Annotated in this window: 26 protein-coding genes and 2 pseudogenes; 6 read left to right on the top strand and 22 right to left on the bottom strand. The window is 32.2% G+C overall.

Annotated features, from left to right (window positions below; translation table 11 throughout):
- Positions 1-3: 3 nt before the first annotated feature.
- From IPP64_15755 to IPP64_15705, 11 genes are all read right to left on the bottom strand, one after another.
- Positions 4-918, bottom strand: a complete 915-nt coding sequence (locus tag IPP64_15755; protein ID MBL0330815.1) for a tryptophan 2,3-dioxygenase — start codon at positions 916-918, stop codon at positions 4-6.
- Between the two features lie 6 nt (positions 919-924).
- Positions 925-1,359 carry a hypothetical protein gene (locus IPP64_15750; GenBank protein ID MBL0330814.1) on the bottom strand — a complete coding sequence of 145 codons (435 nt, stop codon included), beginning with the start codon at positions 1,357-1,359 and terminating at the stop codon, positions 925-927.
- Positions 1,356-1,742 (bottom strand): group III truncated hemoglobin, encoded by a 387-nt coding sequence (locus IPP64_15745; protein ID MBL0330813.1) that lies wholly within the window; start codon positions 1,740-1,742, stop codon positions 1,356-1,358. Before IPP64_15745 ends, IPP64_15750 begins: the two co-directional genes overlap by 4 nt.
- Positions 1,742-2,149, bottom strand: coding sequence for a cytochrome C (locus IPP64_15740; protein MBL0330812.1), 408 nt, complete (start codon positions 2,147-2,149; stop codon positions 1,742-1,744). The genes IPP64_15745 and IPP64_15740 overlap by 1 nt, the downstream gene beginning before the upstream one ends.
- Position 2,150: 1 nt before the next feature.
- Positions 2,151-2,408, bottom strand: a complete 258-nt coding sequence (locus IPP64_15735) for a hypothetical protein (GenBank protein MBL0330811.1) — start codon at positions 2,406-2,408, stop codon at positions 2,151-2,153.
- A complete protein-coding gene (locus tag IPP64_15730; GenBank protein MBL0330810.1) occupies positions 2,405-3,415 on the bottom strand; it encodes a cytochrome c in 1,011 nt (336 codons plus the stop codon). Before IPP64_15730 ends, IPP64_15735 begins: the two co-directional genes overlap by 4 nt.
- 11 nt (positions 3,416-3,426) lie before the next feature.
- A complete protein-coding gene (locus IPP64_15725; GenBank protein MBL0330809.1) occupies positions 3,427-5,484 on the bottom strand; it encodes a cbb3-type cytochrome c oxidase subunit I in 2,058 nt (685 codons plus the stop codon).
- Between the two features lie 89 nt (positions 5,485-5,573).
- Positions 5,574-5,912 (bottom strand): hypothetical protein, encoded by a 339-nt coding sequence (locus tag IPP64_15720; GenBank protein ID MBL0330808.1) that lies wholly within the window; start codon positions 5,910-5,912, stop codon positions 5,574-5,576.
- 69 nt (positions 5,913-5,981) lie between these two features.
- Positions 5,982-6,416 (bottom strand): Rrf2 family transcriptional regulator, encoded by a 435-nt coding sequence (locus IPP64_15715; protein ID MBL0330807.1) that lies wholly within the window; start codon positions 6,414-6,416, stop codon positions 5,982-5,984.
- Between the two features lie 61 nt (positions 6,417-6,477).
- Entirely contained in the window at positions 6,478-7,071 is a 594-nt protein-coding gene (locus IPP64_15710) for an HPP family protein (GenBank protein MBL0330806.1), read from the bottom strand.
- A gap of 69 nt (positions 7,072-7,140) precedes the next feature.
- Entirely contained in the window at positions 7,141-8,001 is an 861-nt protein-coding gene (locus tag IPP64_15705) for a UbiA family prenyltransferase (GenBank protein ID MBL0330805.1), read from the bottom strand.
- Positions 8,002-8,233: 232 nt separating this feature from the next.
- Here IPP64_15705 and IPP64_15700 point away from each other — a divergent pair, with 232 nt between their 5' ends.
- A complete protein-coding gene (locus IPP64_15700; GenBank protein MBL0330804.1) occupies positions 8,234-8,920 on the top strand; it encodes a uroporphyrinogen-III synthase in 687 nt (228 codons plus the stop codon).
- A gap of 22 nt (positions 8,921-8,942) precedes the next feature.
- Here IPP64_15700 and folE read toward each other — a convergent pair whose 3' ends face one another.
- The 11 genes and pseudogenes from folE to IPP64_15645 all read right to left on the bottom strand — a co-directional run bounded on the left by folE (position 8,943) and on the right by IPP64_15645 (position 14,678).
- Positions 8,943-9,608, bottom strand: a complete 666-nt coding sequence (gene folE / locus IPP64_15695) for a GTP cyclohydrolase I FolE (protein ID MBL0330803.1) — start codon at positions 9,606-9,608, stop codon at positions 8,943-8,945.
- A gap of 9 nt (positions 9,609-9,617) precedes the next feature.
- Complete coding sequence (locus IPP64_15690) at positions 9,618-10,277, bottom strand: sigma-70 family RNA polymerase sigma factor (GenBank protein ID MBL0330802.1); 660 nt, start codon at positions 10,275-10,277, stop codon at positions 9,618-9,620.
- A 16-nt stretch (positions 10,278-10,293) separates the two neighbouring features.
- Positions 10,294-10,638: a hypothetical protein gene (locus IPP64_15685; protein ID MBL0330801.1), complete on the bottom strand. Its 345-nt coding sequence runs from the start codon at positions 10,636-10,638 to the stop codon at positions 10,294-10,296.
- A gap of 60 nt (positions 10,639-10,698) precedes the next feature.
- The gene (locus tag IPP64_15680; GenBank protein MBL0330800.1) at positions 10,699-11,082 is read right to left on the bottom strand and encodes a hypothetical protein; all 384 of its coding nucleotides are present in this window, start codon (positions 11,080-11,082) and stop codon (positions 10,699-10,701) included.
- An 87-nt stretch (positions 11,083-11,169) separates the two neighbouring features.
- Positions 11,170-11,334 (bottom strand): hypothetical protein, encoded by a 165-nt coding sequence (locus IPP64_15675; GenBank protein MBL0330799.1) that lies wholly within the window; start codon positions 11,332-11,334, stop codon positions 11,170-11,172.
- Between the two features lie 354 nt (positions 11,335-11,688).
- A complete protein-coding gene (locus IPP64_15670) occupies positions 11,689-12,294 on the bottom strand; it encodes a winged helix-turn-helix transcriptional regulator (GenBank protein ID MBL0330798.1) in 606 nt (201 codons plus the stop codon).
- Positions 12,295-12,643: 349 nt separating this feature from the next.
- Positions 12,644-12,907 carry a DUF2024 family protein gene (locus IPP64_15665; protein MBL0330797.1) on the bottom strand — a complete coding sequence of 88 codons (264 nt, stop codon included), beginning with the start codon at positions 12,905-12,907 and terminating at the stop codon, positions 12,644-12,646.
- A gap of 151 nt (positions 12,908-13,058) precedes the next feature.
- On the bottom strand, positions 13,059-13,337 hold the full coding sequence (locus IPP64_15660; protein MBL0330796.1) for a DUF2024 family protein: 279 nt from the start codon (positions 13,335-13,337) through the stop codon (positions 13,059-13,061).
- 63 nt (positions 13,338-13,400) lie between these two features.
- Positions 13,401-14,131 (bottom strand): annotated as a pseudogene (locus IPP64_15655) (hypothetical protein).
- A 26-nt stretch (positions 14,132-14,157) separates the two neighbouring features.
- Entirely contained in the window at positions 14,158-14,397 is a 240-nt protein-coding gene (locus IPP64_15650; protein ID MBL0330795.1) for a thioredoxin family protein, read from the bottom strand.
- A gap of 47 nt (positions 14,398-14,444) precedes the next feature.
- Positions 14,445-14,678, bottom strand: coding sequence for a thioredoxin family protein (locus tag IPP64_15645; protein ID MBL0330794.1), 234 nt, complete (start codon positions 14,676-14,678; stop codon positions 14,445-14,447).
- 1,259 nt (positions 14,679-15,937) lie between these two features.
- On the opposite strand from IPP64_15645, the gene IPP64_15640 reads away from it, so the two are divergent.
- From IPP64_15640 to IPP64_15620, 5 genes and pseudogenes are all read left to right on the top strand, one after another.
- Entirely contained in the window at positions 15,938-16,258 is a 321-nt protein-coding gene (locus IPP64_15640) for a hypothetical protein (protein MBL0330793.1), read from the top strand.
- Positions 16,259-16,268: 10 nt separating this feature from the next.
- Entirely contained in the window at positions 16,269-16,553 is a 285-nt protein-coding gene (locus IPP64_15635; GenBank protein ID MBL0330792.1) for a hypothetical protein, read from the top strand.
- A 105-nt stretch (positions 16,554-16,658) separates the two neighbouring features.
- Positions 16,659-17,612 carry a hypothetical protein gene (locus tag IPP64_15630; protein MBL0330791.1) on the top strand — a complete coding sequence of 318 codons (954 nt, stop codon included), beginning with the start codon at positions 16,659-16,661 and terminating at the stop codon, positions 17,610-17,612.
- Positions 17,613-17,827: 215 nt separating this feature from the next.
- Positions 17,828-18,079: a hypothetical protein gene (locus tag IPP64_15625; GenBank protein MBL0330790.1), complete on the top strand. Its 252-nt coding sequence runs from the start codon at positions 17,828-17,830 to the stop codon at positions 18,077-18,079.
- Positions 18,042-18,638: pseudogene (locus tag IPP64_15620) on the top strand (recombinase family protein). The gene IPP64_15625 and the pseudogene IPP64_15620 overlap by 38 nt, the downstream one beginning before the upstream one ends.
- Positions 18,639-19,027 lie beyond the last annotated feature (389 nt).

Raw genomic sequence — 19,027 nt, 5'->3', positions numbered from 1 at the left:
CATTTAAATATTAGTAGATTTTCCCCATTCTGATATCTCGTGTTCTGTCCACAACTCAGGGAAAAATTTTCGTTGTTGAAACTGTGGGTGTAAATATTTTTTCCATTCAGAACCACCTGTTGCTGCCTGATTTTCGCCTTTTTTGTCTAAATACTGTTTAGCTGTGTTAAGATGAACTTGTGGCCATTTAATATTATACAAACAATCAAACTCTCGCAAAATTTGTGTGAGTTCATTAGATGGGTTTTCAATTTTTAATATTTGTTCTTCGATTGTTTTTCCCTTTACTTTTTTAGCTAGAGATATAAAACGGTCAAGATATTTTTCTTCAAATTGTCTTAGAGTCAGTGTTTTCTCTCCAGTTTTCCGGTTTAATCCAGCATCTTTCCAATAAATATGTTCAAAATATTCTTCGATTGATGGTTGATCTGAGATGTGTTTTTTACCTTCTTGATTAATTAAATTTTTAATACGAGTACAATAAATTTCTATTAATCTGAATTGAGCACTTTGAAAACCACTTGCTGGCGCTAAGGTTGTTCTGAATGTATTATAGTCATCGTAATCCATGCCATCTTTCATAACGTCAAACGAATTGATTAACATCGTGGTATAACGATTAAGCCGACTCATTTTTGTAATTAAGAATGTTTCTGTAATTGAATCACTATAAACAATTTGTTTAATTTCATGAATCATTAATTTTAAAAACAATTCTGTAACTTGATGATACATAATGAAGATTTCTTCATCTTTAAAATTTGTACGTGGTTTTTGTAATGATAATAGCGTATCAACTTCAACGTAATCCCAATAGTTAATTGGTTTTGCTTGTAGTAAGCCTTTTAAGTATGTTTCAGGATTTTCGCCCAAATTCTTATATTTTTCTTCAATTTGATGAATGATTGTTTGTTCCATATTTGATTATTTTAAAAATTTAATACTGTAAATAAAAAGGAAAATTGTTTTTATAATTTCAATTCCAACGTAATATAAATGAAGGTTTGAAGCGGGTACTACCTTGCCATCTATATGCATTTGAGCCCTTGTATCTAAGGTTGGCAACAACCAAGTTGTTTGTATAATTAGCAATACTAGTGGGAGGTAAAAGAATAAATTAGAAGGTGCATATATAGTATCTTTTGAATTAAATAAGCTAATCATTAATGCGATTGCAAAAACCCATTCTACTTTGTTTAAGGCATTAAAAATTAATCTTCCGATACCTAATCCAATTTGTAGATTTACACCGGGCGCTCTAAATTTTAACCATGCTTCCATAAAACTGATTGCACAGACAAAACCTATCCATAAATAAATTACGGCAAATGCTAATGGATCTTTTGTAGCTGCTGTCATAAGATTAATTTATCTGGATTGCTTTTATAGTATTCAATTTTATGATAAAACATTTCGGCCATTTTTTCGGCTCGCCACTTGGCTTCTGTTGCTTTTTCCCCACTAAAATTTTCATCTATTGTTTGGTAAAACAATAATAGCCATCTATCGAAATGATGTTGGTCTACAGGAAGTTTAGCATGAGGAACAAATGGACTGCCGTTATAGGTATGTTGATTTAATAAAACGGTCTGCCAAAAACGATACATTTTTTCTAAATGAATTGGCCATCTATCTTGAATTTTATCATTAAAAATTGGAGCCAATAAACTGTCAGTTCTTACTTTTGTGTAAAACGCATCGACCAATAATTTTATATCCTCAATGGTTATTATTTCTTTCATTATAGAAGTGTATTTAAAGCGGTTACTGCATAATAGATTCCCCAGCCTACGAAGCCAATAATTAAAGCCCAAAGCCAAGCAGGTATGCTTTGGGGAGTTTCACTACCTTCAATCAAAAATCTTTTTTGATCACCTTTACCATAGGCATTTATCATAATTGGTAAAACGCCATCTACTACTTCGTTTTCTGAAATACCTTCAACAGCAATAGCAGGTCCATTTCGGACTGTAAATGGAATGAGGCGGATGCCTTCTTTACCTAATGGATCTTTGCTGACTATTTTTAGATTATGAGCTCCATCAACCAACTTACGCGTATCGAGTTCAAAATTTATTGGAGCTTCAAATTCCCCAAAAGGAATTTTCTCGTCGTCTAAGAATATTATTACTTTACTATTGGCGCTCATTTTAATCGTTATTTAAAATAAAATACTTAATGTGTGATTTGTTTTTCTCACCTGGCTTAACAAGCCATTTTATTGAGAAGAAAAGTGTCAACATTGCTATAATTGCAATTGACCAAACGATTACATAGTCCCAACTATTATCAGGACCAGTACCATGCACAATGCCTCTCAAAATTTTCGGTTGTTGTCTTTCACAAACAGGGCAAGCGTTGGCAAGTGTTTGCAGAAATATAATTAGTATCACAATTTTCTTTTTCATTTTGCTGCTGTCGCTTTAATTTTAATAAAATCCATTATTTTCTTTACTTCTTCAGGACTTACCTTTTTACCAGTATTTCCCCAACTTGTTCTTTCGTAATTAATAATTGCCGCAACTTGATGTTCGCTGAATTCCATGTTTGTGCCCACTGCGGACATGACTCCATATTCTGCTCGGGCATCATAGCCATTCATAATAATATCTACATATAGTTCTAAATTGTCTCCGTTAACAATAGGACTCCCTTTTAATGAAGGGAATGCACCTTTAAGGCCTTCGCCGTTTGCTTGATGGCAGCTTTGACAATTGGCTATGTAAAGCGTTTTTCCATCAGCATCGCTATTCGAATTAGACTCAAGTGATACCTTGGTTTCTTTCTTGTATAAAAAAATTGGAGTTTTAGATCCGTCTGGTAATGGAATTTGTTTTAAAGATTGTATATATGCAACTAACTGTAAGGCTTCTTTTTTCGCAACTAGTTTTCCGTGTAAACCCTTTAAAAATTCTGGAGGCACATTTACAACAACATCTGATTTAGTAGGATGAAGTTTTGTTTCGAACAGCCATTCGTAGGATGGCATGATGGATTGCTTAACAACGGTACGAGGATTAAACAGGTGCATTAAATTCCAATCTATACTTGATTGCCTATTTCCTACATCGGTTAAATCCGGGCCTGTTCTTTCGGTACCCATTAATGTTGCCGTGTTTTGCCAAAAACTGGTTCTTTCTATATTGGCATAATCAGCAGCCATTCCTGGGCGAGAGCCGAATACTTTGTCCATATCTATATTTCTTACTTGTTGTGAATGACAAGCAACACAACCTTCGGATATATAAATCATTTTACCGGCTAAAGCATCACCACTTAATGGTTTAGATTCGGGCAGAGGTTCAGTGTTTTTTTGATTTTGAAGAGCGGGCATAATTGCCGTAAGGAATGTTAGTCCCAAAAACAAAGCACCTGCTGTTGTATACAGTTTTTTATGATCATTAAATATATTCATGATACTTTTTATTAATTTCCAATGATTGATTTTAAATGTCTAATTGCCTCTTCTTTAATATCAATATCAACAGTTGGTTTTCGTGTCATTTTATAGAAATTATAAGCAAAGACAAAGTGAGCTAAAAACATTAAACTGCCACCAATTGCTCTCCATAACCAATAGTCAAACATCATTACAACACTATCAATAAAGGGTTTACCTTCCATCCACATCATGCCTTTCAACGTGCCGCCAATGGATAAAGGGATAGCATAAAACAATAATCCAATAAAGGCTAACCAAAAGTGCGCTCCAACAATATGATGTTGCGGCTCTATACCTGTTAACCTTGGAACTATTGTATAGGTGCCACCCCAAATGGCGAATGTGATTATGCCATAAAACCCAAGATGAGAATGTCCCACTGTAAAATCGGTGAAGTGCCATAATTGATTAGTAAACTTAAATGCTTCAGCTGTACCCTGCATAGAAACAATAAAATAATACATAACAGCAACAAAAAAGAATGGTAAAGTGTAACTGTTCGATACTTTTTTCCATTGACCTTTAAATGTAAAAAAGTAATTAATTGTAGCGGCTACAACAGGAATTATCATACCACCACTACCAACAATAGCAACTGTTTGTAGCCACCATGGAATTGCGCTAAAAACAAAATGATGTGTGCCTATAATTGTGTAAAATAAAATTTGTGTCCAAAACGCCAATATACCTAAGCTATACGCATAGATTGGACGGTTTAATTGCTGAGGAATAAAATAATATAACAACCCAAGTGTATATAAAGTAAACCACATACCAACACCGGAGTGCATATAATAGCCTTGAATGATTGTTTCGCTAATGCCATTTTGCCAAAATGGCAAGTAAGCCGTTAGGGCAATTATAATTGTGAAAATAATGGATGAAATAATATACCAGTTTGAAATGTAAATTTCTTTGGTAGTGCGTTTAGCTACAGTTTTTAAAAAGTTTAATAATGTTAGAATAAGAGCGACTGCAAATAGCGCCATGATTGGCCATATATATTCTCTGAACTCTCCGCCACCATTATTGATACCTGCCATTAAACTTATTGTACCAAAGATTACCATCGCATTAATTAACCAAAGAGCATTCCATCCCCATTTGATGTTGTATGTTTTTGCATTACTAACCGTTGGTACTACGTAATATCCTAAACCGATTATGCCTAATGATGCCCAACCCCAAAAAACCATATTCGTATGAACAGGTCTTAGCCTTCCAAAACTCAACCAACTAATATGATCCGCATCAGGAGACACAAATTTTATTCCTACATATTCACCAATAGTACCACCAAGTACAAGCCAAAAGGCAGCGCATCCCAAATACCATAGGATTAATTTTGTGATATCTTTGTCGAGGCTAGGCCTTGGAATTGCTTTCTTTTTTTGTGCTGTGAAGTGAACCTGGTGATCTGGATTTGCATTTTGAATGATGCCTATTGTATCTTCTGCCTTATTTTTTCCAGATAGCTCATAGTTAGACAATGTATAATCAAGTGCAGCTTTACGTTTTAGAAGAGTACTTTCCAGTTCCTCATCTTCTATTGCTATAAGATTTTCTGCAAATTGCTTAGAATCTTGTAATTTATTTTGATTATTATAAATTTTGAACGCATTAATTGCTTTAACAATCGCAAAAATTGATCCTAGCAAAACAGGTATTAAAATTAATATAAGGGTTATAATAATACCGCCTTGACCAAACAATCCCTTTTCCGGATTAGTATTATTTTGAGCAGATAATGTTAATGAGGAGAAAAGTATAAGTATAATAGTGCTTATACCTTTATTTATATCAGATTTTTTTTTAGAACGAAGCAACCGCTTTACTTTAAGATATTCTGTTATCTGATTTGAATTTAAACTAGATATATAGGAAGAAAATCTTTTAGTAGTAGTTTCTTTTCTCCATTTTTTTTCCAGAGATACCTGAATATTAAATTTTCTAAGGAAGTACCAAATGATGGCTAAAAATAATCCTATGAATAATATAAATATGAAGGTTGCGGTTGGTGGTGAATTTTCAAGATGAATCATGTTATTCGCTTCTTGAGCATTTAATAGCGTTGAGCCATAAAATATAAGTATGGTGGTTATTATTAGCCTTAGCTTCATTTTGACTGAATTTAGATGTTTGTAATAATAAAAATGGTGTTCAAAAAAATACTTAAGTAAAACATCGAAAGGCAGAGCTTACCCGAACCAAGGGCAATAAAAACGGCGTTGCTAGCCATTGTAATTGCTGCACAAGTTGCTAGTAAAATAACGTGAGCATTATTTTGAAGAATAAAGCCACAAGCAATGGAACCCAAACAGCTTTGAATTGTAATACCCATTGCCATCCACCCAAAACGGGATTTCTCGAATTTTTCTGCTTGCTCGTTGAACCAAGTATCAATTCCTCTGTCAGATGAATTTTGGCTTCCATTCCGAGTATTGATTTGTGATTGTTTAGATGTATTCATGATTTCTATTTTTTGAATTATATATTACAATATATTAAGACCTTTATATCCTTTAATGTTTTAATTTTTTTATCTATGCAAAAATGTTAACCCTTCTTTTAGCCCAAGTGACAATTCAAGAATAGTGGTATTTTCGAGCATATATTTTAATTCATCTCTTACAATTTTAAATTTATTATGTACTGGGCAAGGCTGTTTTTCCGAACATTCTTTAAAGCCTAATCCACAACCCTTGTATATAGAATCACCATCAATAGCCAATACTATCTGACTAAGTTTTAAATTACGCATATTTTTTTTTTCTATAGAAAATCCTCCATTAGGACCTTTAATTGAGTCTATTATTTGATTTTTTGAAAGTTGTTGCAAAATTTTTGCAGTAAAGGCTTCAGGCGAATCAATCGCTTTTGCAATGTCTGTAATACTTACACGCTTATCTAAATTGGACTGTTCTGCAATGTATATTGTAGATCTAATAGCGTATTCACAAGCTTTTGAAAACATAGTAATGATATTTATAGTACAAATGTATACAATTTTAAATAAAAGACAAAAATATCTTTTATTATTTTTTTAACCCTAAAATGAATCGAATCCTTTTTCTATAATCCTTTTTTACAGGATACCTTCTGTTTGGCGTGATATTGTTAAAAATTAGTGCGACTAAAAATAAGATTAGAACACCTGTTAATACTGGAGAAAGAACGTATATATATCCCAATGCCTTTATTTTTTCACTGCCGATATTTGCGATTAAAGCTGTAGCTCCACCTGGGGGATGGAGCGTTTTTGTAATCTGCATAAAAACAATAGAAAGAGCAACGGCTAGTGCTGAGGATAGCCAAATTTCATTTGGTATTAATTTGTGAACTGTGACTCCTATAATAGCAGACACAATGTGCCCGCCAATTAAATTACGTGGTTGAGCTAATGGACTGTTTATAGCTCCGTAAATCAAAACAGAAGAGGCTCCAAATGAACCTATCAAGAATAAATTATCATTAAAAACAAAATATTTGCTGTTAATGAATCCTATAATACCAATGCCGAAAAATGCACCGAGAAATGTAAAAAAATGTTCTTTTTTATCAATTAACGTTTCTTTATAAAAAACATACTTAACCTTTCTATAACTTCTTTTTATTTTTTTTGTTGGCATAAACGTAATGTCTATTTATAAATCATTTTTGTAGAGACTGCAATTCTTTTCCATGAATTTATTCTTTGGCTAATTTAAAAAATAGAAAAAGATAATCACTAAAAATCCTTGTAAAATCATTGTACCATCTAAAATGCCATAATGATAATAATAAAGGCTACGTAACGTCTTATTATTAAGAAAAAACAAGGTGGTTAATGTTGATAAAATTAAACCAGGTAAAATAAATGTAAGTTTATACATTGGATAATGAACTAAACAAATTATTGTAAATAATAGCAGAGAAATATTAGCTACAACTATTGACTTCTTTTGACCTATTAATATGGGAATTGTTTTTAATCCAGATACCCTATCGTCAGAAATATCTCTAATGTCAAATGGAATAGTAATTGCAAATACGAATATAAATCTTTCAATTAACATTAGTAATAGATGGCCAATATCATAAGTAATATTTGACTGAATTATAGGAAGTAATATTGTGACTACTGACCACACAAATGAAATTAAAAATATTTTAAGAAAGGGGATTTCTCTCAATCTAAAAACATACTTTAATTTTTTAAAAAATGGTAAGGAATAGAAAATGGTTAATAGACCTATAGGTGCTAAAGCAATAAGAACTCTTTCTTTAGCAAGAAGTATTGAAACTAAAAAGCCTATGATAGAAAAGAATACAACGAAATAAAATTGTTTTGGATTTTTTTTGATCCAAGAATGTCTATGATGGTTTAATGCATCCTTATTAGTTAAAACTAATATTAAACGATGTATGTTATATTCAAATAAAGTTGCGAAAAAAATAATAAACACGTAGGGATGCAACTGAGGTCTCATTCCCAACTGAATTTGTGTTTCAATTGCTAATACAGATGCTGCAAATGAAATATAAATATTACTATTAATTAAAAAAGAAAATGATTTCACTGACTCATTTAAATGTTTTTATTGTTGAATTTAAGTTTATTATATATTATTGTTAAACTGAAATATTTTTGAATATTCATTTGAATTATTGCAAATATACTGAGTAACGGACAATTGCTTTAAATTAAATGTTAAATAGTGGTATTTATTGATACTAAACGAGTGAAATAAATGCAGTAAAGATTAGTACATTAGTACGCATTATAAGTCTTAAAAATTAATTAATAAATATATGATTAGTGAAGCTATATCTCAAGATATAAAAAGTGTTTTTATATCTAGAAAAGTAGATGAGAACGGTGCCTTTACAAGGTTAAAAAGCGATAGCAACATAACGCTAATTGATGAGCCCTTGATAGAAATTAATCCTGTTCGTTATTCGTATACACCTCAAACAAAGTGGATATTTTTTTCAAGTAAAAACTCTATTACCTATTTTTTTGCACAAAATCCTATATTACCTGCAAACGTCAATTATGGAGTAGTGAGTATTGTGTCTGCAAACTATTTATTGACTTTTGGTAAGGAAGCTAATTTTATTGGTCAAGGTAATAATATGTTGCAAATCGCTAAAGATTTTAAGGAGGCTTTAAAAAATGATACTGTTTTATTTCCTCAAGCAATCGATTCTTTACAATCTATACAGAAACAATTATCGTTTACTAATACTTGTTATAATCTTTATGTGTATAAAACCAGTATAAAAAGTGATTTTACCATACCATATACTGATATTTTAATTTTCACAAGCCCTTCAAACGTATTATCTTATTTTAATAAATACAAGATTGATTCGCGACAACTTGTAATAGCAATGGGGGATGCGACTAAATATAAATTAACAGAATATGGAATTTTTAATGTTTTAGTGCCAAATAGCTTTAGCGAAAATGGATTGTATGAGTTGTTATTTAATTAATAGCATTGTATCAGTTATCTAACTATTTAATCAAAGTAATAAATTCCATTTTTAATTTTTCATCCTTAAACTTACCGGAGTAATGAGCTGTAATTGTGCTGCTATTTGTGTCTTTTATGCCTCTTGAACATACACAAAGATGTGTAGCATCAATAATAACAGCAACATCATCACTATTTAATGCGGCTTTTAACCCCTCTGCTATTTGATTTACCAAACGCTCCTGAACTTGCGGACGTTTAGCATAATATTGTACCAAACGATTTATTTTAGACAATCCAATAACTTTCTTATTAGGAATATATGCCACATGGACTTTGCCGATGATGGGAACAAAGTGATGTTCGCAATAAGAATATAAAGTAATATCTTTTTCAATCAACATTTCGTTATATCGATACTTATTTTCAAATAATGCCGCTTGTGGTTTATTAGCAGGATTTAACCCACTAAAAGCTTCTTTAACATACATCTTTGCCACTCTAAGTGGTGTGTCTTTTAAGCTATCGTCTGTTAAATCTAAACCCAGCGTATGCATTATTTGTTTAAAATGGTCAGCAATAATTTTAATTTTTTGAGTGTCATTTAATTTAAAAGCATCTTCACGCATAGGGGTATCTATCGAAGTGCTTAAATGTTCCTCGTTTAATTCGTGTAATAATTTTTCCGTTACAACATCTTCTATCATTGCCTCTTCTTATTTTGTTGTAATTTTTGCCATTACTCGCTCTACCATTCTGTCACAATAAACCAAGTTAAATTCGTAGATATCTTCGGGCGAATACATTTTTTCTATTTCTGATCTTAACATTGTTTTTGCTCTGCTTAATCTAGCCTTCACATTTGTTTCGCTGATATTAAGTGCCTCAGCTGTTTCAGCTATGTTTAGTCCGTTTAATTCTCGCATCGTGAACACTAACCGGTAATCTTCAGGGATTTTATTAAGTGCTTTTTCTAATACATGTCCCAGTTCCTTATTTAAAATATTTTTTTCGGTATTCGTGTGATTTTGAAACATCGGTTTATTTTTTTCGAGTGTTATTTCCTCAACTGTATTTTCGTTTTTGTAACTATGCTTTTTATTTTTTTGATAACAGTTATTAAGCATTATTCTTGTGATCCACGTTTTAAAAGTAGATTTTCCTTCAAATTTTGATAAATTGTAAAATGCATTGACGTAAGTTTCCTGCATCAAGTCTTCAGTGTCATGATGCGTATAATTATAGGCTCTACCAATTTTATATAAAAAGGGGTTATTCCTGCGAATAATTAATTCATAGAGTTTACTTTCGCCATCAAGTATTTTGCCTATTATTTCAATATCTGAATAATGCTCGAATTCTTTTACGTTCGCCATACTATAAAGTTGAATATTATTTTGACGTGGCTCTTACTCCAACAGCAAATTTTATTAACGCTTGTTTTTCTTCTGCTGTAATTTCCGCTTTTTTAGCCATTACATCTACTATTTCCAACAATCTTGGTTCTGTATAGACTGTTACATCCTTTGCGCCATGACATTTGGTGCACGCTCCAGTATAAATGGAATGTCCTTTTTTCAATTCTTCCATTGTAGTATTTGGAAACCGGGCATTTACGGCTGTTAGTTGTGCATCCATATTAGAATCTGCTTTTGCAGTTGAAGTTGTAGCTTTTTTTGACTTACAAGCTACGGTTATTGATATTAATAGTGTGGCGATAACAATTATTTTTTTCATTTATATAGGTTTATGAATTATTAGAGTGGTTGATACTAATAAAGGTTACAAGTAAGGAGTTTATTTAACAAATTTGGCTATGCGAGCCATTGAGAAAGCGGCAATTGCCATAACCAGATCACGAACTGCCACATCCACAAATTTAAAACTTGCCAAAAGAGTAAGTGCTATTAATGTTAACCATGCCGCAACAATGTAACCACCTATCTCTGTTTTCTTTAATACTATTATTCCGGCTACAATTTCAATAACTCCAACGATCATCATAAATGCAGATGCTGAAATAGGTAACATACTTGCAATACCGGGATGAACGTATTGTTCCCAATTGGTAAGTAGATTAGTGAATTTATCTAACCCGGCAACAATAGGAACTATGCCAAATGTTAGTTTTAGAAGATTTAATGTAGGTTTGATTGACTGATTTAAATTGATACTTTCCATTTTAATTTGGTTTAGAGATGAAATTAATTTTGACTTATACTACATTAGAGTAGTTGACAACCGGAAAGGTTACAGAATATTTTAACATTAAAAATGATTGTGGATTTGCATCCCAATTTGAAAAATGTTTAAATCACTTAATTTTCCTGTAATTTTTCCTGTGTTTAAATCAAAACATATAAACACATTCATATTATCAATTTCTTTTCCTTTCCAAAAAATAGACGCATCTACCATAAATTCTGTATACAACAATTTATGTGAGGATATAGCGTAAGTTTTTGATCCTGAAGAAGAAAAAGAAGCAATTCCTTCAGCTCCTTCAACTATATAATTTACATTAAAAATGAATATTTTCTTAGCTTTTGCGTACCTCTAAAACCACTGGCTGAAAGATTTGAAATTGCAATTGGTTTTCCTTTCCATTCATCTTGGATTTTGTTTTCTCCAATTAAGATTTCACCAGCTTCAATTGCTGTAATTATGTTTTGAGTTGAAACGTTTTTTGTTGCTAACAGAAGTTTGATTTCATTAGGATTACGACTTGATAACTTTGCTGCATATTAATTCTGCTTTTTATCTTGTCTAAATTTTCAATTAATAAATTCATAGCTGTAATTCGTGTTCGGGGCAATCTATTCTTAATTCGCTTTCCGCAAGTTGACTCTTTAAAAGTTTGCAGTAGTGAATATCTTTTTCTAGTTGATAATTGGAACAAGTAAAACACATTCTTTGAATAGTAATGACGCCTGATTTGTTCAAGTCATAAATCAATTTCAGCAAGCCACTGAGCATTATTTTTTTTTGTTCATGCGTCAGCTTTTCAATAGGTTGTTCTATTGATGAAGCAAATAAAGATGCTTTCTTAGCAATTTTTTTTCCTTCATTTGTGAGTGATATCGAAAAACTCCTTGTGTCATTGGGATCAGTTTCCTTGGTTACTAATTCTTTTGAAAGTAAAATTTTTACACTATCGCTAATAGTGGCTTTGGTCATATTGAACTCATCAGCCAAATAACCCACTTTGCATTTTTCCAACGAATGAAAGTAAATGAAAATTAAAATTTGAATTTGAATAGGACTTAATGAGTTTTCTTTACTTTCATTCCATAATAATACTCTGAACGCTTCCGAAATTCGTTCCAAAGCTACGACAATTCGGCTTTCAATTTGTTCGTTTTGCTCGTTTAAGTTGAATGATGAATATTTCATATCGTCAAATTTTTAGCAATATAAATCCAAGCCTTTTTCCTCGACTCAAATGTTTCAAGAATTCTTTGATAATCACTTACTTCGTATTTATCTGTTTCTGCAAGCTCCGTGTCTATAATCTCAAGTATCATTCCTTCAATAAAAGCATTTGTATTTGTTTTTTTACTGCAGTTGGGTCAAATTCAAGTTGACATTTTACTTAAAACTGTCGAATTGGTTATTTGCAAGTTTTAAATTTTATAGCCGTTAAGTCTATCGGGCGTTCCAGTTAAAATTCGGCCATAATTTTCAAGTTGAACTTTTTCTAACTTTAAAGTGCCGTAGGAAAATAGTAAATGAATTCGTTCTTTCATTTGCAATTCTCCATTTCAATAATGAAATACCCTTTTTGGTTTATTTCAGCTTCCCATTGGAGTCGTACTGTTTCAATATGGCAATACTTGCATTCTTTTGAAGTTAATGGTTGCCCTTCTTGCCCTTTATACTTTAAATACTCTTTACCATAACAGTATATGATACTTGTGTCTTTTACGGTTTCAGGTGCGATAATATCGAAGTGCATTACACTACCATCTTTTTTTGTTACATAGGTGTCCCAAACTGCTACTTTCATTGTTTTTGTTTTATAGTTTTGTGCATTTGCGGAAAAAGAAAACAGCATTATAATTAATAAATTTAAAATCCTCACTTTACTATTTTTTTTATTTGAAGTAATGTCTTGCAAAGGTAGGAATCCTAACTTTACAAGACAAAAATTATTGGACTTATTTTGCTAAAGTTTCGAATCCCCAATGCTTAAAAATTGAATAACCCTTTTCCCGAATTTCTTCTGTAATCTTTTCATTAGCTATTTCCATATGACAAAAATCACATTCCTCTGCGCTAATCAATTTTTTTGCCAATACCCCTTCTTTTTTTAAAAACTCATTTCCAAATTGATAAATTCTATCAATATCCTTGAATTCGGATGGGACAATGATGTCAAATTTTAAGAGATTACCATCTTCTTTTTTAAATATGGTATTGTATAAGGATATTTCCATGGAATCTAAGTTGTAAGCCTACACGCATTAAAATCGTATATACGTGACGGACTTTGGTTATTATTATTTTACTTTTATTGTATATGGTAAAGTTAACTTACCTGATGCAACGCTATACACATCCATTACACCTAGCATAGGCATCATCATATCGGAAGTGTTAACAGCCATGTAGCAGGTAACTGCATCAAATTTAAAATCTTTTTTGTTGTTAATTCTGTATGATGGAATGACAACCTGAATTGTATTTCCTTTTGTTACCACCTGAAAGCCGGACTATCCATATACATTGGCATATTTGGAGCTGTTGGAGGTAACTTTACTGTTTTATCTTCTTTTTTAAATTCTTTTACAGCAAGCCCACCTTTTACCCTCTCATCTTTCACCAGTATGACCCAGTGTGGATGCCAAACACGGCCATCATCAGAAAAAGTACCATTATTGTTTTCATCCCATAACGGAGAATCATCAAAATCAGGATGTGAGGTAAGCGCTAAAGCTACAATACCTTCCGTTTGATTAAATCCTACATCTTCTGGTTTTAATGTTGTTGGAAAAACATACCCCAATACCCCTGCACCATCTAATTTTCCAATTGAATCAGGCATAGTTATTCCTGCTTGTCCTTTTACTTGTATCGACATTACCACTTGTTTTAAATTAGCATTGTAGCTGGCACTTGTAGATACAATAACGAAATTATCGTTTTTAAATTTTTGACACTTATCGCATGCAAATGCTTTTGACGCAATAAATAGTGTCGCTAGCGACATTGTATAAAATAGTTTTTTCATTTTTTTTTAATTAAAGTTTATAATTTTTAAAACAAGCAAGATGTACTTCCTTCATGCTCTTCAACATTAAAATGTAGTACATTTCCATTGCTAGTTACTAAGGCAGGAAAGGCCTTTATTCCGATTTTTTTAGCTTCTTCCATTCGTGAAGGATTAACCCCAACATGAATGATATCCAATTTGGCAAGTCCGATTAGATTTACAATTACTTGCCCAACACCTGCGCAAATGTCACATCCATCGTGATAAAACATTAAATTTTTCATAGATCGATAAACTTAAATGCCCTGCTAGTAATAGCAGGGCATTATTTTTAACCTTTTACATCTGCCATTGATGCTCCAAAATTAATGTGTAGTACATTACCATTTGGAGTTACTAATGCAGGAACAGATTTTACACCTGCCCTTTCAGCTTCTGCAATTCTTGATTTATCTGTACCGAAGTGTACAACATCTACATTATTTGCACCAAGTAGATTAATGATGTCGTGCTCCGCGCTAACGCATACAGAACAACCTGCGTGATAGAAAATTGATTTGCTCATTTCTTTAATTTTTAGATATTAATAATACTTAAACTATGTAATTGCAATTACATGGCAAATATAGTTAGGATTCCTGACTATATAAAATAAAAGTTTTCAACATCTCTCTTCTTTTCTGGATTTTAGTGTAACCTGTAACAAACAAATACATCTACTACCGTTATACAGTTATTCTTAAAAGCTACTTTACTCGGAATAGAGGTTACAAAATCTAGCCCTGTACAAATATTAAAGTATTGATAATCAAGGAATTTAATTGTATGCGCTTTAATAAGTTAATCCGAGTTGTAACAGCTTTTCTTTTTTTGTGTCTAACTACTATAAACCAATAAAAACATAGATACATCTTGAATATAGGCATCTTCAATCGAATCTAATTCTAAAATCTCTCCTAAAATATAGGTGATTCTACTTTCAGCATCTAGGCATTGTAACATGCCAGTGGAACATCCGATTTTGACTTCCTCCACCAATAATTTTTTCTCTGCATCGTTTACCAAATAAATTATGATTTAAGCCCTGAGATAAGTCTACAGCAAACATCTCAAAATTTATTTGCTGACGCTTTTGCTTATCTATCAAGTTTAAGAGGTAATTAGTAGCGATGGGATATGTCCATGTTGTGAAATTACTCTCATTTTTAAAGCCCATAGCATAGCCATATAACTCATCGGAGTATGTTTTGATCCAGTTATTAGGGTTGAGTATGTTATGAGTTTGAGACAATTGCGTTGCTAATTTACAAGTAATTCTTAATTATTTTCTAAATAACTATAGTTTGCAAAGGAGGAGTCCCCCCTTTCAATTTGCACCTAAACATCTTTATAGAGCATTTGAGCGCACTTCTCGGCAGTTTCCGCCCAAATCGGTAAAGCGAGTTAAACCCCTGCCGTTACTTTACACTAAAATCGAAAAACTTTAGAAAAGATTATAAAACAAACGAAAAAGATTGCAATGAACGTCAAAATGCGGAAAGCGTAAAAATACACTTGTTGCACCTTTGTTTTTGTAAACGATAAACGCAATACCGTTCAATAAGAACCAATAAGGTTCAATGCGTTCGGGAATCGGCAAACAGTAAAATACAGTATACGACCTTTGAATTTTTAAACGTAAAATACAATAGCCATGAAAGAAACGAAAGAAGAAAAAACAGAACAAAAACAAAACGGAAACAAGACCGAAAAACTTTATCAGGAACAGATGCCGAAAAAGGTGTTTGGGAAAGAGCAGATACCATTGCTGGAGATAATAAATTAATGGGATCTGTTTTAAAACTTGTATTAAGTCCTATTACACTATTGGTTGGTGTCGGTTTATTGATCTATGCCTTTATAAAATTAAAAGGGCAAAAGGAGGAAATAGAAAAATTGAAAGCAGAAAACCTCAAGCTAAAAGAAGACTATACGGAGCTTGAGGAAGATTTTGAAAAAGTAAAGAAGAAATACAAGAAGATAAAAGTGTTATCGGAAACAGAAACGGAGAATCCCCATTTAGGAATCGGGATGAATGCACTCAGAGATGTTATACCAATAACGCAACCGGAGAAAAAGAAAACATATGAAACCGCTTATTTATAAAATTAAAGAAATGGAAAATAAATTAATTGTAAAACGATATAAAGTACCAGAAGATTTGCTTATGGATATTTTACGCATTCTGTTTGGTAACAATATCAAGCATAAAATTATTGGAATTCAGGAGCGACAAAACATTGTATTGCTAAATGTGAATTTTGATTTAAACTCTCTTAAGAATAGAGAAGCAAAAGAAAACATGGAAGGCATATTAACTGATTACAGCGAATACATGAAAGGTTTGCTTGGCGATACAGTTTTGATGTTGGATGAAGATGATGATGAAAACGAATATTAAACCGATTAGAATTTAAAAAGAATGGAAAGCACCTGTTTATATTGCGGAGGGCATTTTACTGCAATACGGTCGAGCAAAAAATATTGCAGCGATAACTGTAAACAAATGGCATACTTTAAAAGAAATGGTTTGGTGCTTTCAGGAACAACGGAAGCAGAACCAAGTTTGCAAGTTCCTATAGTTAACGTAAAGCCTGTTACTACTAATGAAGTTAGCGTAAAATGCGATAAGGAAAAGGATACCGTAAAATACGGTAATGAAGAACTTACCGTAAAATACGATAAGGATGAACAAAGTGAATTTGAATTTGTACCGCTGGCGGATGCAGAAGAAGAAGAAGAAGAAGAAGAAGAAACCAAAATAGCAGAATCGAATAATGTAAGAGAGATTGAAAAGGAAATTGAACCAATAAAAAATCTTATAAAAGTTGAGCAGAAACATGAAAATGAAAACGAGCCACGTTATAAATGGATCAACAGTAAACTCATTGATTTAATTGAAAAAAAATACGAGCAAAATTACGGAGGTGTAAAAATAAAAGAGCCTTTTGATTATTGGGAATACGAAGATGCAAAGCTGATTGTTTGGGTAAACACACGCTTTAGATGTTTATCCGAAGGATTAATAAAGCTTAGTAACTATAGCCGGATAGACCAGCACACCTTGCTTTGCGTAACGGATGCATTTAAGCGATTGGTTACAAGTGCAACTTTTAACAAGCTTCCAAAAGATTATCCTTTTAAGGAATTAATTATTGAACTCTTTCTCGGACTAAATAAAACGATAGAAGAAAAGAGACATTTAAAAATGCTTGCTTTCAAATTAACAAAGGAAAGAAAAGCGCATCTGATTTGCATTAGGCATCAATTAATGCATCACACACCTGAAATAAAATTTTCCGAAATAGATTTTGTTGAAGAGAAACCGCATCAAGAAAAAGTGCAGCAATTCATCTCCGGTAAAAGTGAAACAGAAAAAAAGAGTGATTGGAGATATAGATACGAAGCATTAAAAAAACAGGGATTATTAAAAAGTCAACAACAAAATAAAGCAGCATAATATGAAACAGAAAATAAAAATAAGATCACCTTGCCAAATTTTGGGATAATAAACTGTACAGAAGAAAGCTATAAAATCAACCTGAAAATTAGGCAAACTTAGGGCGATTTTGGGGTATTTCTTTATTCCAAAAGATGTACGTAAATTAGCTATAATATTGAATATCAATACAATAATGAAGAAAAAGGAGTGTTGAACGGAAGTCAAAAAGAGAAATGAAAAGTGAGAGCGAAAATAATAAAGGATTAACGGTTGAAAAACTAAGAATGATAAAAGGTTATGAAAGTGTAAGCGATGAACAAGCAAACAAGATTGTATTATCAATCAAAAAACTGGCTGTTCTTTTATGCGAACATCTTTCAAAACTAAAAAAGAAAAACGAGATCGATGATTCAAGTGAAGCAAAAATAATTTTGCTGAATACTGAAAATGATGTTTCGGAAATTGAGTACAGAAAACAAGCATAAGAAGATTAATAATAAAAGAAAGGAGGCAAAAATGACAGAAGAACAAATAATCGCAAGTCGGTTTGGACGCTTTGGTAAAAAGGAAGTAAAACAGTCGACATCCAATTTAGCAGTAATGTACACAAGGGTTTCTGGCAAAGGTCAGTTCGATAAAAACGAGTCGTTGGAGACTCAACGCAAATCGATTGAGGAATATGCTAAGAGAAATAATCTCACAATTGTTTCAGCGTTTGGGGATACTTATGAAAGTGCTAAAACCGATGCTAGGAAAGAGTTTCAGCGAATGCTGAGTTTTTTGAATACAAGCAAAGGAAAAATAAGCACCATTTTGGTTTACAAAATGACTCGCTTTAGTAGAACAGGAGGCAAAGCTATTTCCATTGCAGATGAACTAAGAGAAAAACATGGAGTTCATATTAAGGCAGTAACAGAACCAATTGATACCTCCAATCCAAATGGAGTTTTATTTCATGATATGCAATTGTTATTCGGGCGGTGGGATAACGAACAACGAAAGCAAGTGGCAATGGCTGGAATGAAAGCAAAGTTTGAAAAGGGAATTTGGGTTGTGAAACCACCGCAGGGTTATGATATTGTAAGAACAAGTGGTGAACGTAAAATTGTTGTGAACGCAGAAGGAAAGAAAATTAAAAAAACGTGGGAATGGAAACTCATGGGCATGAAGAATGAAGAAATTATTTTGAAGCTTCAGTCTATCGGAGTAAAAATGTACAAACAACAATTGCATAAAATTTTTATGAATCCATTTTATTGCGGATTAGTTTCGCACGGAATGTTGAATGGAAAAGTAGTTGAAGGAGTACATGAAAAAATGATTACAAAAGAAACCTTTATGAAAGTGAATGAGGTAATTTCATCTTCAACTAAATTCGGAGTACCGCATAAAGCAGAAGATGTAAATATTCCGCTGAAGGTTTTCATTAAATG

This window comes from Bacteroidota bacterium (assembly GCA_016722565.1).
GTDB lineage: Bacteria > Bacteroidota > Bacteroidia > 2-12-FULL-35-15 > 2-12-FULL-35-15 > 2-12-FULL-35-15.
This window is presented reverse-complemented; position numbering and strand designations above follow the sequence as displayed.